The 26,778-nt window shown below is 43.4% G+C and carries 20 protein-coding genes; 9 read left to right on the plus strand and 11 right to left on the minus strand.

The annotated features are described in order from the left end of the window. Nucleotides 1–83: 83 nt before the first annotated feature. Both ACED48_RS07740 and ACED48_RS07745 read right to left on the minus strand, forming a co-directional pair. Complete coding sequence (locus ACED48_RS07740; protein ID WP_017057550.1) at nucleotides 84–581, minus strand: response regulator; 498 nt, start codon at nucleotides 579–581, stop codon at nucleotides 84–86. Next, a complete protein-coding gene (locus tag ACED48_RS07745; protein WP_017057549.1) occupies nucleotides 574–2,517 on the minus strand; it encodes an ATP-binding protein in 1,944 nt (647 codons plus the stop codon). Before ACED48_RS07745 ends, ACED48_RS07740 begins: the two co-directional genes overlap by 8 nt. A gap of 183 nt (nucleotides 2,518–2,700) precedes the next feature. On the opposite strand from ACED48_RS07745, the gene ACED48_RS07750 reads away from it, so the two are divergent. Both ACED48_RS07750 and serC read left to right on the plus strand, forming a co-directional pair. Then, on the plus strand, nucleotides 2,701–3,963 hold the full coding sequence (locus tag ACED48_RS07750; RefSeq protein ID WP_017057548.1) for a DUF945 family protein: 1,263 nt from the start codon (nucleotides 2,701–2,703) through the stop codon (nucleotides 3,961–3,963). 160 nt (nucleotides 3,964–4,123) lie between these two features. After that, nucleotides 4,124–5,218: a 3-phosphoserine/phosphohydroxythreonine transaminase gene (gene serC / locus ACED48_RS07755; protein ID WP_017057547.1), complete on the plus strand. Its 1,095-nt coding sequence runs from the start codon at nucleotides 4,124–4,126 to the stop codon at nucleotides 5,216–5,218. A gap of 252 nt (nucleotides 5,219–5,470) precedes the next feature. Here serC and ACED48_RS07760 read toward each other — a convergent pair whose 3' ends face one another. Together ACED48_RS07760 and ACED48_RS07765 are read right to left on the minus strand one after the other, a co-directional pair. Next, nucleotides 5,471–6,187, minus strand: a complete 717-nt coding sequence (locus ACED48_RS07760; protein WP_017057546.1) for a 3'-5' exonuclease — start codon at nucleotides 6,185–6,187, stop codon at nucleotides 5,471–5,473. A gap of 5 nt (nucleotides 6,188–6,192) precedes the next feature. After that, complete coding sequence (locus ACED48_RS07765) at nucleotides 6,193–8,082, minus strand: DUF294 nucleotidyltransferase-like domain-containing protein (protein WP_017057545.1); 1,890 nt, start codon at nucleotides 8,080–8,082, stop codon at nucleotides 6,193–6,195. 150 nt (nucleotides 8,083–8,232) lie between these two features. Here ACED48_RS07765 and ACED48_RS07770 point away from each other — a divergent pair, with 150 nt between their 5' ends. After that, nucleotides 8,233–8,874 carry an outer membrane beta-barrel protein gene (locus ACED48_RS07770; RefSeq protein WP_017057544.1) on the plus strand — a complete coding sequence of 214 codons (642 nt, stop codon included), beginning with the start codon at nucleotides 8,233–8,235 and terminating at the stop codon, nucleotides 8,872–8,874. Between the two features lie 123 nt (nucleotides 8,875–8,997). On the opposite strand, the gene ACED48_RS07775 is transcribed toward ACED48_RS07770, so the two are convergent. The 3 genes from ACED48_RS07775 to ACED48_RS07785 all read right to left on the minus strand — a co-directional run bounded on the left by ACED48_RS07775 (nucleotide 8,998) and on the right by ACED48_RS07785 (nucleotide 12,481). Continuing rightward, the gene (locus tag ACED48_RS07775) at nucleotides 8,998–10,188 is read right to left on the minus strand and encodes an amino acid aminotransferase (RefSeq protein WP_017057543.1); all 1,191 of its coding nucleotides are present in this window, start codon (nucleotides 10,186–10,188) and stop codon (nucleotides 8,998–9,000) included. A gap of 201 nt (nucleotides 10,189–10,389) precedes the next feature. Beyond that, entirely contained in the window at nucleotides 10,390–11,931 is a 1,542-nt protein-coding gene (locus tag ACED48_RS07780; protein ID WP_017057542.1) for an HD-GYP domain-containing protein, read from the minus strand. Nucleotides 11,932–12,181: 250 nt separating this feature from the next. Beyond that, nucleotides 12,182–12,481 carry a hypothetical protein gene (locus ACED48_RS07785; protein ID WP_017057541.1) on the minus strand — a complete coding sequence of 100 codons (300 nt, stop codon included), beginning with the start codon at nucleotides 12,479–12,481 and terminating at the stop codon, nucleotides 12,182–12,184. Between the two features lie 218 nt (nucleotides 12,482–12,699). Here ACED48_RS07785 and ACED48_RS07790 point away from each other — a divergent pair, with 218 nt between their 5' ends. Together ACED48_RS07790 and ACED48_RS07795 are read left to right on the plus strand one after the other, a co-directional pair. Continuing rightward, the gene (locus tag ACED48_RS07790) at nucleotides 12,700–14,100 is read left to right on the plus strand and encodes a PLP-dependent aminotransferase family protein (protein ID WP_017057540.1); all 1,401 of its coding nucleotides are present in this window, start codon (nucleotides 12,700–12,702) and stop codon (nucleotides 14,098–14,100) included. A 111-nt stretch (nucleotides 14,101–14,211) separates the two neighbouring features. Beyond that, on the plus strand, nucleotides 14,212–14,418 hold the full coding sequence (locus ACED48_RS07795; protein WP_017057539.1) for a hypothetical protein: 207 nt from the start codon (nucleotides 14,212–14,214) through the stop codon (nucleotides 14,416–14,418). A gap of 135 nt (nucleotides 14,419–14,553) precedes the next feature. On the opposite strand, the gene asnS is transcribed toward ACED48_RS07795, so the two are convergent. Further along, complete coding sequence (gene asnS, locus ACED48_RS07800) at nucleotides 14,554–15,954, minus strand: asparagine--tRNA ligase (protein WP_017057538.1); 1,401 nt, start codon at nucleotides 15,952–15,954, stop codon at nucleotides 14,554–14,556. 447 nt (nucleotides 15,955–16,401) lie between these two features. Beyond that, nucleotides 16,402–18,036 carry a methyl-accepting chemotaxis protein gene (locus tag ACED48_RS07805; protein ID WP_029627148.1) on the minus strand — a complete coding sequence of 545 codons (1,635 nt, stop codon included), beginning with the start codon at nucleotides 18,034–18,036 and terminating at the stop codon, nucleotides 16,402–16,404. 327 nt (nucleotides 18,037–18,363) lie between these two features. Here ACED48_RS07805 and queD point away from each other — a divergent pair, with 327 nt between their 5' ends. Then, on the plus strand, nucleotides 18,364–18,729 hold the full coding sequence (gene queD, locus ACED48_RS07810) for a 6-carboxytetrahydropterin synthase QueD (protein ID WP_017057536.1): 366 nt from the start codon (nucleotides 18,364–18,366) through the stop codon (nucleotides 18,727–18,729). Between the two features lie 72 nt (nucleotides 18,730–18,801). Here the strand turns inward: queD and ACED48_RS07815 are convergent, their stop codons facing one another. After that, nucleotides 18,802–21,126 carry an FdhF/YdeP family oxidoreductase gene (locus tag ACED48_RS07815; protein WP_017057535.1) on the minus strand — a complete coding sequence of 775 codons (2,325 nt, stop codon included), beginning with the start codon at nucleotides 21,124–21,126 and terminating at the stop codon, nucleotides 18,802–18,804. A 579-nt stretch (nucleotides 21,127–21,705) separates the two neighbouring features. Between ACED48_RS07815 and ACED48_RS07820 the strand changes: the two genes are divergently transcribed. The 3 genes from ACED48_RS07820 (at nucleotide 21,706) to ACED48_RS07830 (ending at nucleotide 25,192) form a co-directional block, all read left to right on the plus strand. Then, entirely contained in the window at nucleotides 21,706–22,590 is an 885-nt protein-coding gene (locus ACED48_RS07820) for a LysR family transcriptional regulator (RefSeq protein ID WP_017057534.1), read from the plus strand. 89 nt (nucleotides 22,591–22,679) lie between these two features. Then, nucleotides 22,680–23,510: a formate dehydrogenase accessory sulfurtransferase FdhD gene (gene fdhD, locus ACED48_RS07825; protein ID WP_017057533.1), complete on the plus strand. Its 831-nt coding sequence runs from the start codon at nucleotides 22,680–22,682 to the stop codon at nucleotides 23,508–23,510. A gap of 539 nt (nucleotides 23,511–24,049) precedes the next feature. Then, the gene (locus tag ACED48_RS07830) at nucleotides 24,050–25,192 is read left to right on the plus strand and encodes an amino acid permease (RefSeq protein ID WP_017057532.1); all 1,143 of its coding nucleotides are present in this window, start codon (nucleotides 24,050–24,052) and stop codon (nucleotides 25,190–25,192) included. A gap of 149 nt (nucleotides 25,193–25,341) precedes the next feature. Here ACED48_RS07830 and ACED48_RS07835 read toward each other — a convergent pair whose 3' ends face one another. Beyond that, on the minus strand, nucleotides 25,342–26,703 hold the full coding sequence (locus ACED48_RS07835) for an L-serine ammonia-lyase (RefSeq protein ID WP_017057531.1): 1,362 nt from the start codon (nucleotides 26,701–26,703) through the stop codon (nucleotides 25,342–25,344). Nucleotides 26,704–26,778 lie beyond the last annotated feature (75 nt).

A 26,778-nucleotide genomic window follows, 5' to 3' on the forward strand; every position in this document is an offset into this window, starting at 1 on the left:
TTTTAGTGATACTCTGCTACTGAGATCTCATATTTATGGCGTTATTCTCTTTAATTTGAAAGCTAACCATCAAATTCTAAATGCTATTCACCAAAACTTGTGCGTTTATCCGACATTGAGGTGAGTATACGTTCTGTATCTAAGATGGAAGTCCAGTTTAACAGTTGTTCGTCGTTTTTGATTACAAAATCGGTAAGTTGTTGAGTAATGGTGCCTCTGAGTTGATCACCTTGCCAAGGTTTAGAGATATAGAAATCAAGTGCCGCATTATTGATAGCCGTTACCGTATCTTCAAGGCCTGCTTGCCCTGTGAGCAAAAGCTTTCGTGTAGCCTTAGTTGAATCTTGGTGGTTGAGTTCTATGAGAAAGTCGATTCCGGTTTTTTCTGGCATGATGTGGTCACACAAGATTAAGGCGAGTTTAATGCCGTCTTGAGCCATTTCTTCAATCACTTGCTTGGCTTCATCTACCGATTCAGCACCTTCAACGATAAAGTTATCTTCAAACATAGCCAGATCTTGAAGGACACTATTGAGAACTTCTGGTTCATCATCGACACATAAAATTAGGTACTTATTCATGAGGTGCTCCTTTTTGTTTGAACGGAAGCCACACTTGCATGGTGGTATGGCTTCCTACCTCAGACTCCACCAACATAAATCCTTGATGAGCCGAAACGATTTGTTGTGAAATGGACAACCCAATCCCTAAACCAAAGTTACCTTCTTTTTTGGTGGTGAAGTTTGGGGTAAAAATAGTATTGATGTCTTCTTTGGCAATACCGTGCCCAGTATCCGATATTCTAACCACTAAAAAGCTATCATCGCCTTTTTCCTGTCGAGAAGTGGTAATGGTAATTTTACCAGTGCCAGAAAGGGCATCGAGCGCGTTGGAGATTAGGTTAGTCCACACTTGTTGCAGCGCAAGCGATTGGCATAACAAAGGTGGTAAGTCTGTATCGTAGTGCTTTTCTAGTTTGTGATGCTTGAGTCGGTTTTCAAAAATCACTAACGTATCTTCAAGCCCTTCATGGATATCCGCGTAGTGATGAATCTCATTATCTTCGCGGGCATAACTTTTTAAGCTTTTCACCATATCGGCAATACGTTTACTACACACTTGGATGGAGCGAATAGAATTCCCAACATAGTGGTAATGCTCTAAGTCATTAAGTAGTTCTTTACCTGCAATAGGGGCTTCTTTCAGAGTGTCTAAAAACGTCAAATCTTGACTTAGGTTGAGCCTCACGGCTTTTTTGGCTAAAGCACGATCATTGATAGTCGATGTAAGGTGTTTTACAAGCAGTCTTTCTTGCGCCGTAGATAGTGGCTTCGCTAGCTTTGAATACGTTAATACATCAGTACCTCTATTTGACTCTGGAAGTAATGAATTTTCGAGTATATGGTCGAGATGCTCCGACAGAGTTTCAATACTTCGCAAGATCGCTGCAATCGGGTTATTCAGCTCATGAGCAACACCTGCGACAAGTTGTCCCAGCATCGCCATCTTCTCTTTTTCAATCAATTGCTGGTGGGCTGATTCCAGTGACTCCAACGTTTGCTGTAGCTTGATCTTATTAGTGATGCTTCGTTGTAAGCGTCGATTGAAGTGACGCAACAGCAGATTGGTAAATAACGGCAGTAGGGTATTATTTGAGTGCATAACCTGAGCAAAGCTATCTTTATCAAGCTTAATCACTCGTGTTTGGGTTAGGGTTATCGCTGTAGAGAATGAAGGTTCACCAGTCACAAAAGACATACCACCGACAATATTGCCTTTGGAGTGTCGTACTACTTCTCGTTGTTGTCCTAACTCATCCTTTTTGTAGAGCGCTGCTTGACCTTCAATGATCAACCATAAAAAGCAATTGTCTTCACCTTCTACAGTAAGTAAATGTTCCGGCGAGTACTCCCTAATAGCTTTGGTTTTATCCTCGATAGAGAATATATCTTGTAAGGCACTGACGACACGCTCTGCTAAAGCATTATCTGAAAGCTGATGATAATCGTGGATAAATCCGGATTGGAACGAATGAATTTTTTGTTCGAGGTGAGCTCTCAATAGACGCTGTTGGTCTAACGTGTCGCTGTAGAATAGGAGGTTTTCGGAGTCGTATTGGATTACAAAAGAAGTCAGTTCTTTTTGTGCTGACTTGAATAGAACTTGATCTTGAACTGGTTTGGTCAGGCAGTGATTGAGCCGACCTTCATTCACCGCGGTCAGAATTGATTGAATCTCTGACGAAGCACTGATTAATATTGTTCTTGCGATACTACTGTGAGGTAGTTGCTCAATTTCAATAAGAAATTGCACGCCATTAAAATGAGAGTGATGATGAGTAATAACTAGGGCAACTGTCTGGTGATTATCACCGATATCTTGTAATGCATGATACGCATCTTCTATGCTCTCGGCAGTATAAATGTCGAATACCGAAGACAGTGGAGCTAACTCCGAATGTATTCTTTCAATGCTAACTGGATTATTGTCCAAACAAATAACAGCGTATTGATTCACAGCTCAACCTTTGTAGTAGTGATGCTTTTAGCTTAACAAGAACTATTGAATAAGGATGAGAGCTAGACGTTAATTTGTTGAGTGGGTTGAGGTATCTAGCAATAGACTGATTTAACTCAATGTTCCTTGTTGGCTACTGATGGGGTAGACTGAAAAAAAACAGACTAGCGTAGAAGAGAACTCATGAAACAGTTAAGAAAAATTGGTGCAATTGGCGGAGCAATCTCATTGGCACTTTGTTGGCCGCTGGCGGTTGGGCAAATTGGGCAGAATGCTATTACTGATGGTGTCGCAAAACTTAACAATTCAAGTATTCTGGCTGAAATAGTCGAATATGATAGGGGATACTTGTCTTCTAATGTTAAGACTCGTTTAACAGTGACCGATGATAACCTGAAGCAGCAACTAGCGCTTGATGGGCTGCCGAGTGAGTTCGTGGTCAACAGTTCGGTCAGCCACGGTTTAGTGAGTCTGAATGCGTTGTCGACGCTTGAGAACTTAGAAACTTTGCCTCTAACTCTGACGACTAGCACTGAGCTCAACGGTAATACAGATTTTAATTTTGAATTGGACCAGTTCAACCACCAAGGTTCTGGTGAAAATGGTACGTCTGTATCCATCACTAAGTCTACGTTATCTGGCCATGCTACCGTGTTAGGTCAGGTTGATTACACGCTTTCTGTTCCTTCTGTACAAATTGATTTTGAAACAGGTGAAGAAGCGACACTATCAAATCTCAAGGGCACAGGCTCTGGCCAACAAGCGCAAGGCTACTGGCTGGGTTCACAGAGCTTTACTGTAGATCGATTTTTGGTTTCAGATTCAACCATGCAACCGTTCATGACCATAGAAAACTCACAGTACGACTTTGAATCTCATTTAGATGAAGAGACTAAGCGACTGCGCAGTAACTTGAAGTTGGGTGTCGAAAATCTTGAGACCAATGATGGGCAAGTCAATAACTTAAACGTCGATTTTGAAATGTCGAAACTGGATAGTCAGTCGTTTGAGAAAATTTTTGAGATCTACCAATCGAGTCCTGTTTTGACTCAAGAAGACGTTTCGAAGATCATTCCATTTATCGATATATTGTTTGCTAAAGGTTTCGACCTCTCAATGAATAATATGTCATTAGCTCTAGGCAAGGGGGATTTTCAATCAAACTGGTTGGTGAGCGTACCTGAAGGGACAGAGAACATTAGCAATAACCCTTCGACAATTCTGCCAGCATTGACGGGAAATATTCACTCGAGCTTCTCATATGAACTGGTTGAAGAGTACCCATTCATCCGTGAGGGTATCGATGAATTGATTGTGATGGAAATGATCAAGGAAACCGATAGTGGTTATGAAATCAGCGCTGAATTAGAAAATGGAAATCTAGTGTTTGAAAATGGGCAAGAAATCCCATTAATCGCACTTCTTATGCCAGTTTTTGTTCAATAAAAACAGTTGAGCTTATTACTGGTGGGTGATCTAGCGGGATAAGTTAAACATTTGATAGTGTACGAAACAAAAGGGTCTTAAGACCTCTTTTGTTGTTTTTATGTTGGAGAAAACATGGTATTAATTGCTTAGTTATTATTTAGCAGGAGCAATCATCCCCATGGAACTTACATTAGATAACGTATTCAATTTTAGTGCTGGTCCAGCGGCACTTCCTAAACCGGTAATGAAACAGGCGCAAGCTGATTTTATTGATTGGAATGGTTTAGGGACTTCCGTTATGGAAATCAGCCATCGCAGCAAGCAGTTTATTCAAGTTGCTGATGAGTCGGAGCAAGACCTACGTGATCTTCTGAACATTCCAGACAACTATAAAGTGCTTTTCTGTCAGGGGGGCGCTCGTGCTCAATTCGCAGCTGTGCCTCTAAACCTTTTAGGTGACGCGACGAAGGCGACTTACATTGACGCGGGTTACTGGGCCGAAAGTGCTGTGACTGAAGCAAGTAAGTATTGTGAAATTGATGTATTTAATGCCAAAACATCGATTGATGGTAAAGCGGCTGTTATTCCAGCAAAAGATTGGAAAATCGACCCAGAAGCGGCGTATGTTCACTTCTGTCCAAATGAAACCATCGACGGTATTGAGATCAGTGAGCTACCACAAACTGATAAGCCTATCGTTGCGGACATGTCATCGAATATCTTGTCTCGCAAGATTGATGTGTCTCAATATGGTGTTATTTATGCTGGCGCGCAAAAGAACATTGGCCCTGCGGGTATCTGCATCGCTATCGTGCGTGATGACCTGCTCGATCTTGCGAACGAAGTATTGCCAAGCATTCTCAACTACAAAGTGCTTGCTGAAAAAGATTCTATGTTTAACACACCACCAACTTACGCTTGGTACCTATCTGGCCTAGTCTTCAAATGGCTGAAAGCTCAGGGGGGGGTTGAAGCGATGGAAGGTGTTAACCAAGAAAAAGCGGCACTACTTTACAACGCGATTGATGATTCTGATTTCTACAAGAACGACGTTCACACAGCAAACCGTTCAAGAATGAACGTACCATTCCAACTAGCGAAACCTGAACTAGATGCGAAGTTCTTAGAGCTGGCAGACGCTGCTGGTTTGAAGTCGCTAAAAGGGCACAGAGCTGTAGGCGGAATGAGAGCATCACTATACAATGCAATGTCATTGGAAGGTGTCCAAACATTGGTGAGCTTCATGAAAGATTTTGAAGAGAAATATGCTTAATTTATTTACGTGAAATGAATAAAAATGCCGCGTAAGCGGCGTTTTTATATGTTTCAAATATTTATCGTAGTTCTTATGGTAATTAATACCAATTACAGTGAGTATTCCGAAATAGCGTAAGAAAAAGACTTGAGAACCAGGGCGGATTTTTCGATAAATAGTTATTCTATAATCAAAAATTTCAACGCAGTTATCGAGCGCTTTAACAAGCTAGGGTGACCAGTTATTTACTACGATTAATATAATCAGCATCTACAGCCAGAAATCTTTTAAAAGCATGTCAGAGCTGTAATGGTGCGCAATCTGTGCTTGGAGTAGTTCTGCTGTTGCAATGGCATCAGTCAAAGCGTGGTGTGGGGTGTAATCTGGTAAATGGTAGCGACGTCGGCTTTGTCCAAGCCTTATTGATGCGGGTTTCTTACCTTTTAGTCTATTCCAGAAACCACCAACCAATTTATTCTGAATTTGAGATTCGATTTCTAGTGTATCTAATACTGGAAATTCAATACCTTCTCCTAACCTTACTTTCAACGCGTTGTCTAAGAACTCACGCTCAATACGGCGGTAGTGAACAACAGGAATATGCCCGGCGATTGCGTCCAAAATCTCATCAAGCACCTCGTTTAAGTCCGGCGCATCGATGATGTCATTGTGTGTGATACCGTGAATAACGACAGATTCTTCTTCCAGTTTTTGCTTAGGCCTTAGCGTCCAATGCCTTGCTTGTCTTAGATAAATACGATTGAGTGTAAAAGGTACTAGTCCAATGGTAATAATGCCATCCTTCGCCGAATTTAAGCCTGTGGTTTCAAAATCCACAGCTAAAAAGGTCACCTCAGACAGCGGAGTGTCTGGATCGGGAAGTGGCTCACTGTAGAACTTCTTTAAACGCTTATCCTTTGAACGCTCTAGTTTTTGAGCAAATTTAAAAGGCCAATCGACCGCAGGTGATCTAAATAGTTTGTTCATAGGCCCTACTTAAACTTATTGCTAGCTTGGTAACGGAACTTAAGGAAGTTTTGCGCATTACTTAAGATTTGGAATGCGTCCTTTAGGTTGCGTCGCTCGAAGTCAGACAGGTTCTCTGGCTCGATGTTGTTATCAGGCTCGATGTTGTTGTCGACATCGTGCGCTTGGTGGCGAATACGAACCAAAGAGATGAACTCCATGGCATCTTTCAGGTCTTGTGCTCTGCCTTTTGGCAAAATACCTGCGTCGATAATGTCATCTAATCGTTCAAATGAGTTCTTCGAACGAGAGGCCACCGCCAAAGAGTGAACACGAATCAGATCCGCCAACGGTGCAGTACCGCGACGCTTAAGGTTGATTGAGTTGTTATGGCGGCCATCTTTTTCCATAACGAAATCTTTGAAGAAGCCCAGAGGCGGTGTTCGATTTAGTGCGTTACGAGCAAGACACGCTAGGAAGCGGTTGTTCTTGCGTGCGCGTCTTACGATGAAACTGTTCAGCTGTTCAGCCCATTTCAAACGGCCGTAGACACCATCTAAGTCGAAGAAGATAGAAGCATTCAGTAAGGCTTTCGGATTTGGATCATCAATCCAGTCCGCAAAGCACTCTTCCCATTCTCTACGTGTCATACGCCAAGTCGGGTTGGTTGCCATGATGTCACCGGTACAGTAAACATAACCACATTGGTCTAAGCCGTCACAAATGAACTTTGAAAGCTCTTCAAAGTACTTGCCGTGTTTTGCTTCGTCGTATGTGTCATCAAGAATAATGGCGTTGTCTTGGTCGGTCACAAGCAGCTGTTCATCACGCCCCATAGAGCCGAGAGCTAGGAAGCAATAAGGAATGGGCGCCGTACCCAATTGCTCTTCCCCTAACTCGATAATACGTTGTTTGAAGCTACGCCCAATTACTGACATCGCGGTGCCGACCATGTGAGCATTGGCATCTTCGTTAACCAAGCGTACAAAGCTATCTTTCACTTGTTCCGAAAGCACTTTAAGGTCTTCAATACTTTGTTGTTGGAAGATACTGCTTACCAGTAGCAGAGAGTTTTGAGATTCATACCGTACGATATCAGTCGCTTCGATAATGCCGATTGGCTTCTTATCTTTTAGCACGGGCAGGTGGTGTACGTTATAGCGAAGCATGGTCATCATGGCTTCGTATACGTAAGCATTGTGGTCGAGTGAGATAACTTCTGGCGTCATGACACTTGAAACTTCATTTGATGGCTCTAGACCTTCTGCAAGTACACGTGTACACAAGTCGCGGTCGGTAATAATACCGATCACAGGGGTTGAATCGTCCTCATCATCTTCAACAATATCTGGGTCGATGATCAGTAAGGAAGAGACGTTGTCTTCTGCCATCATGGTGGCGGCTTGTTGGATAGTGCACGTTTTCTCTATCATTGGGGCTTCGCCGGTGAGCAGCGTTTTTACCTTTGATGTCGATAGATCGTTAGCATCGTTATTATTGGAATTGGCTTGGCGTAATCGCGCATTGTCTTCCACTTCGACAAAATCAGCAAAAGAGTCATAGTTGTCATAAAGTTCTTGAAAAATTGCCTCTGGGACACAGTAGAGCAGAGTGTCTTCTATTGCTTTAACAGGGAAGCGAACTTTGTTGTTAGTGAGTAGACCCATTTGGCCGAATAGGTGACCTTCATCAAGGCGATTATAGAGTTCGCCCTTACGACGATACACCTCAACCTCACCGCTTCGCACGATGTAAAGGTCGTGAATTTGGTCACCAAAGTGAATGATAGGTGTGTCTTGGCGATAATAAGAAATTTCCACACTACTGGTGACTTTCGCCAACATATCTTCAGGGAGATCGGTGAAAGGAGGGTATTGTGCCAGAAAGTTTTGAATCTCTAATAACTCAGCATCCATAATGATCATCCATTAGTTCGTATGATTTCATGGTACAACATTTCATAATAATTTGCCGTCACAAATCAATCTGTGAGGTAAAACCTTTTTGAAGTCTTATGGATAGGCTAATCTTTCAACTAATGGAGTGCTAGTTTAAGGATGATAGAAATGTCGAAGTGGAAGCTTAGTTTGGTATCTACCGTTTTTATGTTTTCTCCAAGTTTGTGGGCAGAAACTCATAGTGTACCCATTCTTGATTATGACCATATATATGCCACGGCGTATTCGGGGAGCTTAAATGAAGATGCTGGTGGAAATAACAATGCTTCGTCGTTTGGATTGGGTGGCAGTTATGCGATGACTGGCGGTTGGTTGTTGTTGGGCGACTACAGTGCACGCTTCATTCACCCAGATGACACCACAACTCGAATTGATACGCTTATGCCGGGTGTTGGTTACCGTTACGGCATTAAGAAAGATCTAGATGTGGTTGCTTACTACCTGCTTGGTATCACTAAAGGTCAGGTCGAAGATAATGATACCAACCGAACTGAATCTTCAGACACGGAGTTCATTCAAGGGGTAAAAGTTGGGCTTAACTATGGCTTTGCGAAACGTTGGATTGCCAACGGGAGTGTGCAAGTGAATCGAAGTGATCTGTTTGATGAAGAGATCTATCATTTAGGTTTACGTTATCTAGTGACCAACAAGTTTGCGATTGGTGGGTCATACCAACATCGAGATGGTGAAGGTAAGATTCGTAGTGAACGTACTAATGAACTGGGCGTGGAGTTTTTCCTAGAGTACTAACTAGTAACGCAAAGACAACGTGTCTTAACCGCTCATAAATAAAGAAGACAGACACAAAAAAGCCAGCTTAGTCGCTGGCTTTTGCATATCTATAGGTCTACAAATACAGGTTTCGCTTTACGATTAAAGAACCGCAGCGATACCTTTACATAGAGGACCCATGTTTGACTTAGTCATACCAGCAACACTGATACGGCCAGAACCAACAATGTAGATAGCGAATTCATCTTTTAGGCGAGTTACTTGCTCTTTGCTTAGGCCAGAGAACGAGAACATGCCGTTTTGACGTTCGATGAATGTGAAGTCTGCGTCTACACCTTCAGATTTCAGTGTAGTTACGAATAGCTCACGCATCTCTTGGATACGGTCACGCATTTCTGCTACTTCTGCTTCCCATTCAGCACGTAGATCAGCATCACCAAGGATGTGAGTAACGACAGCACTGCCGTGCGCTGGTGGGTTAGAGTAGATAGAGCGGATAATGCTCTTAACTTGAGAGAACGCTGTCGTTGCTACGTCTGCAGATTCTGCAACCAGAGTGAATGCACCTACACGTTCGTTGTACAAGCCGAAGTTCTTAGAGAACGAGCTAGCAACAAGGATCTCTTTGTTGTATTGAGCAAAAACACGTAGGCCAGCAGCATCTTCTTCAACGCCTTTTGCAAAACCTTGGTAAGCAAAATCGAATAGAGGAAGCAGTTTCTTCTCAGCAACCAGTTTAGCCAGTACTTCCCATTCATCAGCAGTAGGGTCGATACCTGTTGGGTTGTGACAGCAGCCGTGAAGAAGAACGATATCGCCTTCAGAAGCGTTCTCTAGGTCAGCAACCATGCCAGCGAAGTCTTTGTCTTTAGTTTCAGCGTTGTAGTAGCTGTATTGAGCCGTTTCGATACCCGCAGCAGCGAAAACGCCGTTGTGGTTAGCCCAAGTTGGGTTACTGATCCAGATTTTCACATCGCCCAGTTGGCGTTTGATGAATTCACCCGCTACGCGAAGTGCACCTGTACCACCTGGCGCTTGTGCTGTTTTAGCGCGTTGAGACGTAACGATCTCAGTATCTGAACCGAAAAGAAGCTTCTGAACCGCTAAACCGTATTCAGCTGTACCTTCAATTGTTAGGTAAGATTTGGTTTTTTCGTTTTCAAGAAGTGCAGCTTCTGCTTTCTTTACTGTTTTAAGTACAGGCGTTTGACCATCTTCATTTTTGTAGATGCCCACACCAAGGTTGATTTTCTCTGCACGAGAGTCTTTTTTAAACTCTTCAGTAAGGCCGAGGATAGGATCGGCGGGAGCAGCTAACACTTTTTCAAACATAATCTTCATCCATGTCAATTGAGAGGGGATAGTATCTATGGGTATTTATACCTGTATGGGATTTTTATGACAATACGAAGTGAACAGAAAGACCAAAAAAAATCCATTTCAATCAGATTTATTGACTAAAGAGGAAATTTGATAACAAAACACCCTACGGGTTACCCATAGGGTGCAAGAAGTTAGTGGTTTTTGAATAGATTAGGCAGGTTGAGCAATAAAGCTTTCGCGCTCGAGTTCGTTGGCTACATTTTTTCCATCTTTGTAGGTCGCGGCAATTAAAACGAACGCTTGTTCAACAGCTAGAAAAGCTTGGACAACTTGCGGATCAAAATGCGTCCCATTGCCTTCTAAGATGATCTGTTTGGCTTGTTCGTGAGTAAAGGCTGGCTTGTAGACTCGCTTCGAGATGAGCGCATCATAAACATCGGCCAATGCCATTAAACGGCCAGATAACGGGATATCTTCACCAGACAACTGATTAGGATAACCATTGCCATTCCATTTCTCGTGGTGAGTCAGAGATATCTCCTTTGCGACTCTTAAGAAAGAGCTACTTCCTAGCTGCTTTTCTGCAATAGAAAGTGCTTCAGCACCAATCGCGGGGTGACCTTTCATTATCTCAAACTCTTCGTCCGTCAATTTGCCCGGCTTCAATAACACGCTATCAGGCACACCGACTTTGCCTACGTCGTGCAAAGGCGCAGATTTGTAAAGCAACTCGATGTAGTTTGGTGTTAACAAGCTTGAGTGGGTTTCTGATTTGCTGAGTTCTTGTGCGAGTACCTTGACGTACTCTTGAGTTCTTAGGATATGTGCGCCCGTTTCATTGTCTCGAGATTCAGCCAATGCCGATAAGCTCACAATGGCCACGTCACGTGTGGTTTTGACTTCGTTTTGCGCGGTTTCGAGGCTATCAAGCATGGTATTGGTCATAGATGCCATTGAGCCAAGCTCGTTGTAGCCGAAAATAGGTAAGCGAACGCCTTGATCACCATTGGTGACTTTGTTTAATGCGTGCTCTTGGCTCAGGAGAATACGCTTAATTAGCTTGCTCCAAAGCGTCATGATGGTTATCGCGTAGCCACCCAGTACCACAGCCAAATAAATGAACTCTTTGATTACGCTGATCTTGCCGGTGCCATCCAATAAGCGGTCAGGGTTATGTTCTAGCCAAAATATGTCTTTGACAGCAATCATCGTCAACATAGTCGTCAGTGTTACCAGAAGCACGATAACCAAACCAATCATTTGGTTAACCAGCGAACTCCTTTCACCAACCAGTTGGAAGTTGAATTGTCCAGTCGTCTCCATTTTATCCATTTGGCTGAGCTTAGCGTTCAATTGAAGAATGGTTCCGGTAAAGAAGCCGAATAGACTCATTCCAAACAGCACCTTCAAATTACTATCTATGGTGAATTCATAGCTTAAGTTGTAGTAGAGCGCGAAAGGCACACTTGCAACAAAAAATAGCAGGGTATCGAGTTGCGCGAATCGGCCTTGCTTGACCAAGGTATGTTGCGCTAATAGGTAACGACGCGCGAGCCATAATAAGACAAACACAATACTGACTTGTGTGAAAATCTCTAACGTCGTTAAGCTCTCGAGCATAGGACACACCCGACTGCCATAGGTGCCAAACAGCACACCAGCAATGACGTATAACTTAGTCGTTAGCGATTGATTGTAATTTGAAGTACCCATCGATAAGCCTTTGTTCTCATTCTTATTAGATTTACGCATTCATTGATTCACGACTTTAGAATTACGAATGATTAGCATAACTGACGTGAATAAGACCGGAGATTCTATCGATAGCTTTCGTGGATTGATACAAGAAACTGGTTTGTGTTGGATATTTGTTAGCTAGGTGTGGGTTATTGCTGCATTTTTATGAAGATACTTGAATAGCCTCGGTCGAGGTTCGAGGCTATTCAGTCTGTATACTGGGTTAGAATCGCGAGTGATTGGGTTCGTTATCTACTTTACCCTGTTACTTTTTCAGATTGATTTCAGCTTCGATGGAGCCTGTTTCAATCTCAGGATGAGACGCTAGCTTGTCTGCAGCCCATTGGTTTAAATGCTTAAGAATTGCCGACACCGCGTGTTTTTCAGTTGGTGCTTGGTTTTGATCGACGTCGAGTTTCTGCTTTGGATGTGAACCAGTCGCATCTTCAGCGATATGGAGCCAGTCTGGGTGCCAGTAATATGGCTGTCCACTCGGTGTTGTCCAACTATGAACACCGTTTGACTCTCCTTTGTAACTTAGTTGGTCTGCTTCTATTTTTTTCATTATTGTCTCGCATGTTTTCTGGGTTACATCAAATAATTGAGGCGAAGAGCGACCTTAGCTCCCGCCTTGAGTACAAAACTATCAAAGCTTACAAAGTTATCTGTGAACTATTTCACACAATTATAGAAATCAGAAGTAATCACTTGGTTAGCAGCAATAGTTGTTAACGTTAGTGATAAAATCTGGGCCCACAGAATTTCTCTAGGTAGTACAATTAGATGGCGCGTTATGAAGAGCTTGCAAAGGATATTCGAACTCAGATTGCTAATAACACTTGGCGAACTGGGGAAAAGATTCCTTCTGTACGCGTGAGTTGCCGTAATTATAACGTCAGCAACAGTACTGTCTTACAAGCTTATCAATTGCTCGAAAGTGAGGGTTGGATCATCGCTAAGCCTCAGTCTGGCTATTTTGTAGCGCCACGAGTGGATGGCATTGATTATAAACTGCCATTCGTGCGCGAAAAGAAAGCGATCAACGACCGCCTATTCGAGTTCTTGAAATCTAGCTCTGCAGAGGGTGTCATTCCTTTTGGCTCCGCATTCCCAGCCCCTGACCTTTTCCCATTGCCGACTTTGACTCGAAACCTTGCCAGTGCTGGCAGGAAGATGACCGGCGCCAGTGTGATTAACAACTTGCCACCTGGAAGCGAGTCCCTAAGAAGACAAATCGCACAGCGTTATCTGCAGCAAGGTATAACGGTTAACCATCAAGATATTGTGATTACGTCAGGCGCGATGGAAGCGCTAAATTTAAGCCTACAAACGGTTACTAAGTCGGGCGACAACGTGGTGATTGAGTCGCCTGCATTCTACGGGGCTTTGCAGGCTGTTGAGAGGTTAGGGCTTAACCCGATTGAAGTGGATGTTTGCCCAATTAATGGATTGAACATCGAACAGTTTGAACGTGCCTTAAAAAACCAAGATGTAAAAGCGTGCTGGCTGATGACAACCTTTCAAAACCCAACCGGAACTAGCCTGTCTGAAGAGGCGAAGCGCCTTGTGGTAAAGATTGCGGAGCAGCATGAAGCCTACATTATTGAAGATGACGTGTATGGAGACCTTTATTATGAGGGGCACAAACCTAAGCCATTAAAAGCCTTTGATAATACCGATTCTGTTTTGCTTTGTGGTTCGTATTCGAAAAGCCTGTGCCCCGGCTATCGTGTCGGTTGGGTCGTGAACACACGCTTTAATGACGCGATTCAAAAGCTTCAACTTCTTTCTACCTTGTCGAGCAGCGCACCTGTGCAGCTTGGAGTTGCACATTTTTTGACTCATGAAAGCTACGATAATCACCTACGTAAACTGCGCAAAAACCTGTTGGTTAGAAAAGAGCGCTTTATTAGCGTCATCAAACAGTACTTCCCGCATTCCATCAAGATTGAAGAGCCTGCTGGTGGTTACTTTGTCTGGGTTCGTTTCTCTCCTGACTTCGACAGCCAGCAATTCCATCAATTAGCTATTGCACAAGACATCAGTGTGGCATCGGGTGACTTATTTAGTGAGCAAGGCAGAGTAGGCAATGCAATTCGATTGAATTTTTCTTATGAACTCACTGTAGAGAAAGAACAGGCACTTATCCTACTTGGTAAGATCGCGCATCAGATGACGTACTAAAATAAGAGGTAGCGATTGTAACTGTACGGGTTGTTTGTGGTGTAATTGTACGCCTTATAAAGTAAATAATTGTGGTTCAATAACGGTAGATTAAATATTGGAGATACCGTTATGTTGAAAATGACTATGGGAAACGAAGCTAAGCTGATTATTGTCGCGATTGTGTGTGCGCTTCTGCTTATTCTCGGCCACGTATTGTTGGCAAAAGCATTCGCTGATATGGCCTGGGCAGAATACACTACTGCGGCTATCCCGTTCGTTATGATGGCAATCTGCGGTCTCGCAATAAAATACGCTATCGACCAAGATGTTGATTAGCTTTTGAATAACGAATCTTAGGCGGTGGTACGCAGAAGCAACCGTCGTCTCGTTTTATTCCGAACATAAAAAAACCTCCGCAAGTGCGGAGGTTTTTTATTTGTTCTTAACTTTTGATATCGAATTAGTTTCGAATTAGAAGTTTGCAGAGCGCGGTGTACGTGGGAATGGAATCACGTCACGAACGTTGCCCATACCTGTTACGTAAGATACTAGACGCTCGAAACCAAGACCGAAACCAGCGTGTGGCACTGTGCCGTATTTACGTAGGTCGCGATACCAGCTCATGTGCTCAGGGTCGATACCCATAGCAATCATACGCTCGTCTAGAATGTCTAGACGCTCTTCACGTTGTGCACCACCGATGATTTCACCGATGCCTGGTGCAAGTACGTCCATTGCTGCAACTGTTTTGCCGTCGTCGTTTAAGCGCATGTAGAAAGCTTTGATGTCTTTCGGGTAGTTCTTAACGATAACTGGTGCTTTAAAGTGCTCTTCAGCTAGGTAACGCTCATGCTCAGAAGACATGTCGATGCCCCACTCAACGTCAAACTCAAATTTCTTACCAGAGTCTAGTAGGATTTGGATTGCGTCAGTGTAGTCAACTTGTGCGAAATCGGCGTCTACGAATTGCTCTAGACGAGTGATTGCTTCTTTGTCGATGCGAGAAGCGAAGAACTCAAGGTCGTCGCGGCGTTCTTCAAGAACAGCAGCGAAAACGTACTTAAGCATGTCTTCAGCCAGTTTCGCTACATCGTCAAGGTCTGCAAACGCAACTTCAGGCTCAACCATCCAGAATTCAGCTAGGTGGCGGCTTGTGTTTGAGTTTTCAGCACGGAACGTAGGACCGAACGTGTAAACCTTGCTTAGTGCACAAGCGTAAGCTTCAGCATTAAGTTGGCCAGATACTGTTAGGAAAGTTTCTTTACCGAAGAAATCTTCGTTGAAGTCAACTTTGCCTTCGTCAGTGCGAGGTAGGTTTTCCATGTCTAGCGTCGATACGCGGAACATTTCACCAGCGCCTTCTGCATCAGATGCAGTGATAAGCGGAGCTGAAGTCCAGAAGAAACCTTGCTCGTGGTAGAAACGGTGAATCGCTTGAGATAAACAGTTACGTACACGTGCTACTGCGCCGATCACGTTTGTACGTGGGCGTAGGTGAGCAACTTCACGAAGGTATTCAATAGAGTGACGTGTCTTAGCCATTGGGTAAGTGTCAGCGTCTTCAACCCAGCCTACAACTTTAACGTCAGTTGCTGCTAGTTCGAAGTCTTGACCTTTCGCAGGAGACTCAACAATCTTACCCGTTACTTCAACAGAGCAGCCAGTTGTTAGCTTTAATACTTCGTCTTCGTAATTATTAAGATTATTAGGAACCACGGCCTGAATCGGGTCGAAACAAGAGCCGTCATAAATGGCAAGGAAAGAGATTCCAGCTTTGGAATCACGACGTGAACGGATCCAGCCACGAACAGTTACTTCACTGTCTACCGCTAGCTTGCCGCCAAGTACGTCTGTTACAGGCGCGTAAGTCATGTTGATTTCATTCTCCATTGAGGGACAAATTCAACTCAATGTTATTAGCATGGCCTAAAATTAATATAAATAATGAACAATTATTGGCCGAAACATTGAGTTGTATATACTTTCTAAATCGATTGAACATATTACCTGTCATACGGACAGCTTCAACCTTTATTCTTGTTCGGCGAAAGAAATATTGTGTCTACAGACAAGAAAAACCATGAAGGGTTGTTTTTTGTTCGATCTCATAACGCGTTGCTGTGGCAGATCTAATAACAGAGCCTATTTAAAGTAAAGCTGAAGGGGTGAAGAGGGCTCGATTTTATTATTAAACTAGGTTAGTAGATTCTTCGGAGATAGTGGCAGTGCACTGAGGTTGCTTTCTAATATTGGGCAAAGACATAAGTGCTCATGGCTGAGCACTTTTGGATTAGATGGTAATACTGCAGTTTAGCGGTGCTATGAATTGTTCTTATAATGGGTGCCTGAGTTAGATAGAGTAAATTGATTAATCAGTGATTCAAGATGATCAGAAAGTTCTTCTAGGCCATTGCTGATGTCGCGGGTTTCAGCCGCAGATTGTGAGGTATTATCGGCATGAGAAGTAATAGCTTCGACTTTTTGTTGAACATCCATGGTCGCTAGTGTGGTGGATTGCGTCTGTTGCTGAATGTTTCGAGCGTGTGTTAATACTTGTTTCATCTCTTCCACAACACCGTTCATTTCATTGGACAGCGTATCAATATCTGTTGAACTTTGATGTGCTTGTTCGCAAACGCGATCGGCAGAGGTTAATGATTCTTCGCTGCCTTGTTGGAATTGGAGGATAATCGATTCAATACTACTTGTCGCTTCAGCGGTTCGTGATGCTAGATGACGGACTTCGTCAGCGACCACCGCAAAGCCACGACCCTGTTCACCCGCACGAGCAGCTTCAATTGCAGCGTTAAGTGCCAATAAATTTGTTTGATCCGCAATGCCCCGAATTACGCTCAATATCGAAGACACTTCTCCAGTTTGTTCATTGAGCATTAGTATTTTCTGTTTAACTTCTTCAATGCTGGCCACTAAGTTCTTTATTTCATTACTGGCGTCGTGTGCTTGGTTGGCACTTTGGCATGCTACGTCAGCGGTATGGTTGATAAGGTCTGATGCCGTTAAAGTAGCTTGTTCTACATTGACTTGTTGAGCTTGTATCCCTTCCACATTATTTTGTACTTCAGCGGTTTCATTCTGCTGATCACTGGCGGCTTGCTCTGTAATTTGGGCGACACTAGTTAGTTGGGTGGCGGAAGCATTCAGTTTGTGAGATGTATTCTGCACCTGTTTTAGGCTGTCAGACACCGTCCCCATAAATGAATTAATAGAGTTCGCCAAAGTACCTATTTCATCTTTGCTTTGATCTGGTAGACGAGTTGATAAGTTTTTGTCGTTGCTAACTTGAGTCATAAAGCGCGAGGTGTGTTGCAGTGGGCGAACAATAATTTTACGAACCAACCCCATTGTTAGAATAAACCCAGCAAAAGAGATCACTGCCATAATACCGATTGCGGCCATCGTTTGAGTGTTGATCAAGGAGTTGACGTGATTTAGGTTGTATTCAAGACGAATGGCCCCCAACACTTCACCTTCCGGTGCCATATGGCAGGCCACACAGTTGGTACCACGATAGTTTTCGCTCGATTTCATAGGTAGGGCGATAACTAAGCCCTTCCCCCAATCTGCAGAAAATGACTCGATGACAGTTTCACCCGCTAGCGCGCGTTTATCAATATCATCTACAGGTGTTTGGTTGTCATTTCCAGGGCCGTATAGCCTGCTCACAGTATCAGCCCGTAATACGCGAACATCTTCAATACCTTCTTGTGCCAATGCTTTCTGACGAAGCGTCTCTTTCTGTGCCATGGTGCCAGTCAGCATCATCATATTGAGGCTATCGAAATAGTTGCTCGCCTTATCATGGAGCTGTTCACTTAATACAGAATGAACAAGCTGCTTTTGCTGCGAATATTGAAAGTAGGTCGATATTACTAGCAAAAAAGTGAACACGATGGCGAGAGCCACTAGGATTTTAAAGGTGATCGTTGAGCGCATAAGGTGTTTGTTTTTTTTAATTATAATGACGCGCACACTTTACTTGTTAGAGTCTCTACTACCTATGGAGTAGGGTGAATTATGTGACCATACTCCGGTTGTGGTTTTGTTTCTGTGATGTAGCGAGATTGTGGCGCTTCTATTATGTAAATTAGGTTTTAATTTAGTGTTGAGCTTCCATTAATGTGCATATTGATTTTATGAAGCAGCATAATTAGCTTTTGGGGGAATCCTTACTGGAGTAAGGACGTCCAACGGTGATAGAACTTGTAGTGTGCAGTGGTTTTACGTAAAATTGCGTGTCATTTTTTTAGCCTGAGAAACACAATGAGAACTGAGTTATACAAAGAGTTTATGTTTGAAGCTGCCCACCATCTTCCTCATGTGCCAGAAGGGCATAAATGCGGTCGTTTGCATGGCCACTCTTTTCTTGTTCGCTTGTACGTAGAAGGTGAAGTTGATCCACATACAGGCTGGGTAATTGACTTCTCGGAAATTAAAGCGGTATTCAAACCGATTTACAACCGTTTAGATCATTACTACCTCAACGACATTAAGGGTTTAGAGAACCCTACAAGTGAAGTGTTGGCTAAGTGGATCTGGAATGAGCTAAAACCAAACTTGCCGCTTTTGAGCAAAGTTGAAATTAAAGAAACCTGTACTGCAGGTTGTATTTATATTGGCGAAGCGTAAACATTAGAATCCACCTGCTAAAACAGGTGGATTTTTTTAGTTGTCGGTTGAAGGTTAGTTGTTGATTGAAAGTTAGCTGACGGTTTCAAGGGGAATGGTGTCAGACACAGATTTTTCTAATCTAATGGCTATAAATTTCGAGGTCGGGGTAAACGTTCGTTCACCATAACTGTCTAGAGGAACTAAAGGGTTGGTTTCAGGATAGTAAGCCGCTGCCTGACCTTGTGGAACGTCATAAGCCACCAAGGTAAACCCTTTCACTTTTCTCGTTACACCATCTTCCCAAAGTGACACCATATCGACCTTGTCACCCGGTTCAAAACCGAGCTTCGATATATCTGCTTCATTGATAAACAGAACCTCACGCATACCAAAGATACCGCGGTACCGATCATTCAAGCCATATAACGTGGTGTTGTATTGATCATGGGAACGCATGGTTTGTAAGATCAAATCGGGTTTATTAACACCTTGCAAAACCGCTTCATTAATTAGCTGTTTTGGCAGTTCATTGGAGCCAAATTGCGCTTTACCGCTGTGGGTGTTCCATTGACGATTTGCGGCAGGATTAACTAAATGAAATCCCCCCGGATTTTCCAGCTTCTGATTGAAGTCGGTAAAGCCTGGAATCGTATCTGCAATGAGATCGCGGATATGCCCATAATCTTCAACGACCCAATTCCAATCTATTGGATGGCTGCCCAGAGTGGCATTAGCAATACCCGCAATAATGGCTGGCTCAGAACGTAAATGTTCTGATCGAGGCTTGAGCTGCCCGTAAGAGATATGAACCATGCTGAACGTATCTTCAACGGTGATGCCTTGTGGTCCATTAGCCTGTGTATCGATTTCCGTGCGTCCCAAACATGGCAGAATCAGGGCATCTTGACCGGTAACAAGGTGAGAGCGATTGAGCTTAGTTGAGATATGAACGGTTAGGTCACAATTTTGCATCGCTAGATGCGTGCGAGGAGTATCGGGTGTGGCTTGCGCAAAATTACCACCTAAACCAATAAAGACTTTCGAGCGTTTTTCCTCCATCGCTTTAATCGCTTGTATGGTGTTGTGCCCTGCATCTCGTGGGACATTGAAGTTAAAGCGACGTTCAATGTTATCAAGCAATTGGTTTGAGGGTTTTTCATCGATACCCATTGTACGATCGCCTTGAACATTACTATGCCCCCGAACGGGTGATAGCCCAGCGCCGGGCTTACCGATGTTGCCGCGCAACAATTGTACATTGGCTATTTCTTTGATGGTTTGTACCGAATGACGATGTTGTGTTAACCCCATAGCCCAGCACATAATCACTTTTTCTGAACGGCGATACATGTCAGCGACCATTTCTATCTCGCTTAAAGCTAATCCCGATTGTTCAGCAATATGCTCCCATGTTGTCGCATCAACTTCTGCTAAGTATTCATCAATACCTGTGGTGTGTTCGCTGATGAATTGACGATCAAATATGGCTTTTCCTTTCGTTGCGAGCGCATCACGTTCCCATTGCAGCAAATATTTAGCCATCCCACGAAAGACTGCCATATCACCACCTAATGCTGGTCTTAAGTAAGCAGTATTGGTTGGTTTTGAACCATTGCTTAACATTTCAATCGGAACTTGAGGGTTTTGGAAGCGTTCAAGTCCACGTTCTTTCAATGGATTGAAACAGATCACCTGCGCGCCGCGTTTTACCGCTTCACGCAATGGTTCAAGCATGCGGGGGTGGTTAGTACCTGGGTTTTGCCCGAGTACAAAAATCGCGTCTGCTTGTTCAAAGTCGTCAAAAATCACGGTTCCTTTGCCGACACCGACCGTATCTTTCATGCCAATTGCACTGGCTTCGTGGCACATGTTTGAACAGTCTGGAAAGTTATTCGTTCCAAATGCACGGACGAAGAGTTGATATAAAAACGCCGCTTCATTACTGGCTCGTCCAGAGGTATAGAATTCTGCTTCATGTGGCGAGTCGAGTTGCTTCAAATGCTTGGCTACGAGCGAAAATGCTTCGTCCCACGCGATAGGAATGTAGTGATCAGATGCAGCGTCGTACTTCATCGGATGGGTTATTCGGCCTTGGTACTCTAGCCAGTAGTCTGTTTGTGATAACAAGGATGAGACGCTGTGTTGAGCGAAGAACTCAGGGTCCACAAATCGATTTGTTGCTTCCCAGTTCACGGCTTTTGCACCGTTCTCACAGAAGTTCACTTTACCGCTTTGGGGCGATTCACCCCATGCACATCCTGGACAATCAAAACCACCATTTTGATTCGTTTTAAGCATTGTTCGAATGTTCTTGATGGCGTTTTCACTTCCCCACCAACTCTTAGTAACAGCTTTTAACGCTCCCCAACCGCCCGCGGGACCTTCATATTTTTTTATCTGTTCTTTTTGGCTCACGACAGCACTCCTCACGCACAGAAAAGGCAATAAACAAGGGAACCAGTAAAACAGGCGCATTATAAAAATAAAGCGGGAGTAAAACGGTTTTTATGATTTAGTATCGATACCTGTTTACTGCTTTGAATATTTAGAAATGGATTGGCGAATTGTTCGCCATGATCTAAATCAAAGGTTATGTCGTTAAGAGGCGATACGTCCAATTGATATTGCCGACTGAGTGATAAATAGAATCTATCACGGCGAGTAAATATGGAAAATCTCGCTTTTGTCACAGTGATAAATAGAAATTATTACCCAGTGCGATGTAGGCTCTATTTCATGAGAGATTCGTCGTTTAGCCTTGGTATTGCTGATCTTTCCATGATAGTTATTGTCTATCATTCCATAGATAATTTAGATTTGACCTGTATTTAAATTAGGCATACTTTGATTTAAATCAAAAAATACCGTTTTATTTTAGCTGTTGCTTTACAGATTGAGCCATTTCCCTGTGATAGGTATTTTCAATCGCAGAGAACCGTTAATGTACGACGAACGCTAAGAAAACGCTTCATTTCAAGGTTTTACTAATCATTCATGGATATAAAACAACTTAAGTACTTAATCGCTTTAGATCAAACGAAACACTTTGGTCAGGCAGCGACACTTTGTCATATTACTCAGCCTACGTTGTCGATGAGGATAAGGCGTTTAGAAGAAGAGTTAGACCTCGAATTGATTTCAAGAAGTCAACGTTTTGAAGGGTTTACCGAAGCGGGTGAACGTATATTGGCTTGGGCAAAGACTGTCTTAGCGGCTCATGACGGTTTACAAGCCGAAGCGGCTAACTGCCGTGGTCAACTGGTCGGTTCGCTAAGGATTGGCATGGTGCCCCTAGCCAGTCAAAACCCTATGCAGCTGATTAAGCCTTTGTCCGCAAAGTTCCCTGAACTCCGTTTTCAGATTTTATCGATGACGTCTGAGCAGATCATAGACCAGCTCAATCGTAATCAACTTGATTTAGGTATGTGTTACGTTGACCAGATCAATACGGCTTACTTTGACGTTATAGAAATGAATTCAACGGATTTAGGTATTTTGTATGACAGCCGGTTCTTTGATTTTGCAGAGCCGGAGGTCTTGTGGGAATCACTCAATAACATTCCTTTAGGGCTTTTGTCTAAAGGTATGCACTATCGTCATTCGATTGATTTGAGCTTTGGTAGTAAAGGCTTAGTTCCGCAGACTGTGATTGAAAGTAATTCTACCTTTCACCTGATCCAAGCCGTCACTAGTGGCCTGTGCTGTGCTGTTATGCCGCTTAACTCTGGATTGGAAGAGCTCAATGAACAACTGCGTATCGTACCGATAGAAAAAGCCGTGGTGCATTCGCCTCTAGGTCTACTTAAGCGTAAACAAGAACCTTATTCAGCACTCACTGACCAGTGTTTTGCTGAGGCAAAACACTTGTTTAATCAGTGATGTTTGTTTAACCAGTGATATTTATTTAATAAGTAAGGTTTTCAGTCTGAGTCGATATCGTCAAGCTGACCGTCTTTCCGGGTGATTTTATGAGATGTTTAACTCAATCCTATATTGAACTGCCTGATTTTAATCAAGCGCCTCCACAGCCCAATGCCATGAGCTATCGAGAGCTTACGGGCGATAGTATGGTGGTGGATGCTCCTTTGGCAAACGAATCTGCATTGGCGATCAGTTATAATGGGATAAATCAAGCGGTTATGATGGTCACGCCCGGACACATGGAAGATTTTGTGCGCGGTTTTAGTTTAAGCTCCGGTATTGTGAAAAGCTTCAATGAAATTCGCGATATAGAGATTGGTCGCAATGGTGAATCTCATTTCGCACAAGTAGAAATTAGCAATCGTGCTTTTTGGGAAATGAAAACTCAGCGGCGTAACTTGGCTGGAACCACAGGTTGTGGCTTGTGCGGTGTTGAGGCGCTTGAACAAGCACTTCCGGATTTAGTGCCATTGCCATCGTCGTTACCACCCAGTCCACTGGTTTTTCAGGGATTGAGAAGTCGAATTGCCGAACATCAAAAAGCAGCGAAAATATCCGGCGCCTTACATGCCTCGTTGTTTGCGAATTCGAAAGGTGAAATTGTCCTTTGCCGCGAAGATATCGGTCGCCATAACGCACTGGATAAACTAATAGGGGCAATGGCCGTGAACGGTACCAACCCTAAGTCGGGGTTCGCCATTATGACGAGTCGTTGCAGTTTAGAGCTTATCCATAAAGCGGTACGTGCTGAAATTGCAACCTTGGTTTGTTTGTCGGCACCGACATCATTGACTGTCGAATGGGCAAGGCGTAACCGTTTAAATTTGATTCACTTACCAAACAGCAGCCCACCTCGTTTATATAGCCCTGCGCCTTGATGTAATGTTTCGTTCGGATAAAAAGAGATACCATTGCGTCTCTCTTTGGTTCTTATTATAAATGATTATTGTTTTACGCAGTTTGGTGGTTGAATTTTGTTCAAACAGCTGTTTTGTTCAATTTAATAGCAAAAAGTGTGGTTATAGCGTTGTGTTTCGAGGCTTATTCGATAAGATAAAAAGGTCTCTAATGCTAGAGGAAGGGCAGCAACGGATACGCTGTTTCAATTGCTATGGAATGTGATTTACTGGACACATACATGAAATTTAAGATTACCTCACCGATTATTGAACCGACGGAAGGTTCGCCACATCAGTTAACGAAAATTTATGCATCTCGTTTTCCCTTTTTTAAGACAAGCTCCCCTTTGAACGCCCTGTTCGACAACGTTTCTGCACGCTTCTTTACTGCTTATCGCTCCTATTGTTATTCGTTTTATAACTTTATTTCTATCTGAATTCCTTTGTCATCCACTTGATGCACGAAGACTCACACCTATAAAAACTAAACAAATAAGTTAAAAATAATGAATATTAAAATGATGGGTAGCTCCCTAATTATCGCTGGTACCGCTCTCGGTGCTGGTATGCTTGCGATCCCAATGGTATTAGCTCAATTTGGATTGCTGTACGGTACATTGCTGATGGTACTAATTTGCTTCGGTACCACCTATGCAGCGTTACTACTTCTAGAAGCGACCATCAAAGCGGGTGGCGGTCTAGGATTAAACTCAATTGCAAGAAAAACACTGGGCAAGCAGGGCCAGCTGATCACCAATGGTTTGCTTTATGCGTTACTGATTTGCCTATTAATGGCCTACATCCTAGGCGCTGGTGATCTACTGAGTAAGGTACTGTCTAACTTTGGCTTAGAAATAACAGCAACGAATGGTCAGATCGGTTTCACAGTGATCGCTGGTGCGATTGTGGCAAGTGGTACAGGAGTGGTCGATAAGCTCAATCGTTTGTTGTTTTTCGTGATGCTAGGCAGTTTGGTAACAACCATGGTGTTTTTGGCTCCGGGAATGACGGTGTCTAACTTGTCGCAAGTGACAAGTCATGATCATCTTGACCTAATCAAAACCAGTGCAATTCTGTTTACCAGTTTTGGTTTTATGGTAGTGATCCCGACCTTGGTTTCTTACAACCACGAAGCGACAGACACACAGTTAAGAAATATGGTGATTGCAGGTTCCCTTATTCCACTAGTGTGCTACCTATGCTGGTTATTCGCTGTCGTGGGCAATTTGAATGAAGAGCAATTCAGAAGCTTTAAGAATGTCTCAGACTTGATGGCAGCGTTTGAGGCTCAGTCTCCTTGGGTGGGTAACGTTCTGTCTACCTTCACTGGCTTGGCGTTGTTGACCTCTTTCTTTGGTGTAGCTATGTCTTTATTCAACCAGAATAAGGACATGTTCAACCAAAATACCGCGGTAACGTACTGCATTAGTTTCATCTTACCTTTGGCGGGTTCTCTGCTTGCTGCTGACAAATTCTTACAAGTACTGAATTACGCCGGCATCATCTTAGTGTTCTTAGCCGTGTTCGTTCCGTTGATGATGGTTCACAAGCAGCGCTTTATGAAAGTAGCGGAAGACAGATACAGTGCAGAAGGTGGCCGACCAATGATGCTTTTCTCATTGTTATTTGGTTGCTTCTTGCTTATCTCACAAGTGATTTAGAAAAACAATTTGGTCCGTTGAATCAATCAGTTACCAAATTTAAGCTACAAAAGCTTCAGATACAAAAAAAGGAACGCATCAGCGTTCCTTTTTACTATCTGATTAATAAAGAGCAGGTTGGCTAAAGGCTATTAACAAACTAATGCTAATTAACAAACCACCTTAACTGCCAAACCACCTTGAGAAGTCTCGCGGTATTTAGCGTTCATGTCTTTACCTGTCTCTAGCATCGTTTCGATAACTTTATCGAGAGAAACAGTAGGAGCAGAAGAGCGACGAAGTGCCATACGAGTTGAGTTAATTGCTTTCACTGCAGCAATACCGTTACGCTCGATACATGGTACTTGTACTTGGCCAGCAACTGGGTCACACGTTAGACCTAGGTTGTGCTCCATACCGATTTCTGCCGCCATACATACTTGCTCTGGGCTACCGCCCATAAGTTCAGCAAGGCCTGCAGCAGCCATAGAGCATGCCACACCAACTTCACCCTGACAGCCAACTTCAGCGCCAGAGATAGAAGCGTTACGCTTGTATAGACCCCCGATCGCGCCAGAAGCTGCGAAGTAACGGATGTAGTCTTTTTCTGTCACTGTTTGGATGAACTTATCGTAGTAAGCCAATACCGCTGGGATGATGCCACATGCGCCGTTTGTTGGTGCCGTTACTACACGACCGCCAGCTGCGTTTTCTTCGTTTACAGCAATCGCAAACATATTTACCCAGTCAACAACCGTCATTGGGTCGTTAGTTGTTTTTTCTGAAGTAATTAGCTGTTGGCGAAGTGCTGAAGCGCGGCGAGGTACGCGCAATGGACCTGGCAGGATACCTTCAGTATTCATACCGCGATCCATACATTCACGCATCGTTTTCCAGATGTTCGAGAAGTAAACGCGAGACTCCTCGTCTGAGTGGAAAGCCGCTTGGTTTTTCATAACCAGTGTACTAATAGAAAGGCCACTTTCTTTACACTGATTAACCAGCTCTTCAGCTGTTGTGAATTCGTAAGGTGCTTTGATTGGGTTTGCTTCTTCTTTGCCGAAGTTCTCTTCGTCAACGATGAAACCGCCACCAATTGAGTAGTATGTTTTTGAGTATGCTACTTCGTCATCAACCCAAGCATGAATGCTCATGCCATTTTCATGCAATGAAAGGTTCGAAGTATGAAAATTCATTCCGCCATCTTTAGGGAACGAAACAGTATGACAGTGCATACCAACAGGTAGACGTTCAGTTTCTTCTACGCGAGCCATAAAACCTGCGATGGAATCAATATCTACTTTCTCAGGAGTATTGCCAGCAAGACCCATGATGATAGCGATATCTGTGTGGTGACCTTTCCCTGTCAGTGATAGTGATCCATATACGTCCACGGTGATTTTAGTGATGTCGCGCAACTTTCCCATTGAACGTAGGTCATCAATAAACTCTTTACCCGCTTTCATTGGTCCAACTGTATGCGAGCTCGATGGACCAACACCGATTTTAAAGATATCAAATACACTAATCATAGCGATTACCTCAAAAAGAGAGCCTCCCAAGTGGAGTAGGGAGGCTCATTTATTATCATTATATTTGTGTTTAAT

Origin of the sequence: Vibrio sp. 5S239, from assembly GCF_041439575.1 — a bacterium.
Taxonomy (GTDB): domain Bacteria; phylum Pseudomonadota; class Gammaproteobacteria; order Enterobacterales; family Vibrionaceae; genus Vibrio; species Vibrio kanaloae.

Excerpts from the sequence above, each read along its gene's own strand:
- ACED48_RS07740 (WP_017057550.1), bottom strand. The coding sequence starts at position 581 with ATGAATAAGTACCTAATTTTATGTGTCGATGATGAACCAGAAGTTCTC.
- ACED48_RS07750 (WP_017057548.1), top strand. The coding sequence starts at position 2,701 with ATGAAACAGTTAAGAAAAATTGGTGCAATTGGCGGAGCAATCTCATTG.
- serC (WP_017057547.1), top strand. The coding sequence starts at position 4,124 with ATGGAACTTACATTAGATAACGTATTCAATTTTAGTGCTGGTCCAGCG.
- ACED48_RS07760 (WP_017057546.1), bottom strand. The coding sequence starts at position 6,187 with ATGAACAAACTATTTAGATCACCTGCGGTCGATTGGCCTTTTAAATTT.
- ACED48_RS07765 (WP_017057545.1), bottom strand. The coding sequence starts at position 8,082 with ATGGATGCTGAGTTATTAGAGATTCAAAACTTTCTGGCACAATACCCT.
- ACED48_RS07770 (WP_017057544.1), top strand. The coding sequence starts at position 8,233 with ATGTCGAAGTGGAAGCTTAGTTTGGTATCTACCGTTTTTATGTTTTCT.
- ACED48_RS07775 (WP_017057543.1), bottom strand. The coding sequence starts at position 10,188 with ATGTTTGAAAAAGTGTTAGCTGCTCCCGCCGATCCTATCCTCGGCCTT.
- ACED48_RS07780 (WP_017057542.1), bottom strand. The coding sequence starts at position 11,931 with ATGCGTAAATCTAATAAGAATGAGAACAAAGGCTTATCGATGGGTACT.
- ACED48_RS07785 (WP_017057541.1), bottom strand. The coding sequence starts at position 12,481 with ATGAAAAAAATAGAAGCAGACCAACTAAGTTACAAAGGAGAGTCAAAC.
- ACED48_RS07790 (WP_017057540.1), top strand. The coding sequence starts at position 12,700 with ATGGCGCGTTATGAAGAGCTTGCAAAGGATATTCGAACTCAGATTGCT.
- ACED48_RS07795 (WP_017057539.1), top strand. The coding sequence starts at position 14,212 with ATGTTGAAAATGACTATGGGAAACGAAGCTAAGCTGATTATTGTCGCG.
- asnS (WP_017057538.1), bottom strand. The coding sequence starts at position 15,954 with ATGACTTACGCGCCTGTAACAGACGTACTTGGCGGCAAGCTAGCGGTA.
- ACED48_RS07805 (WP_029627148.1), bottom strand. The coding sequence starts at position 18,036 with ATGCGCTCAACGATCACCTTTAAAATCCTAGTGGCTCTCGCCATCGTG.
- queD (WP_017057536.1), top strand. The coding sequence starts at position 18,364 with ATGAGAACTGAGTTATACAAAGAGTTTATGTTTGAAGCTGCCCACCAT.
- ACED48_RS07820 (WP_017057534.1), top strand. The coding sequence starts at position 21,706 with ATGGATATAAAACAACTTAAGTACTTAATCGCTTTAGATCAAACGAAA.
- fdhD (WP_017057533.1), top strand. The coding sequence starts at position 22,680 with ATGAGATGTTTAACTCAATCCTATATTGAACTGCCTGATTTTAATCAA.
- ACED48_RS07830 (WP_017057532.1), top strand. The coding sequence starts at position 24,050 with ATGATGGGTAGCTCCCTAATTATCGCTGGTACCGCTCTCGGTGCTGGT.
- ACED48_RS07835 (WP_017057531.1), bottom strand. The coding sequence starts at position 26,703 with ATGATTAGTGTATTTGATATCTTTAAAATCGGTGTTGGTCCATCGAGC.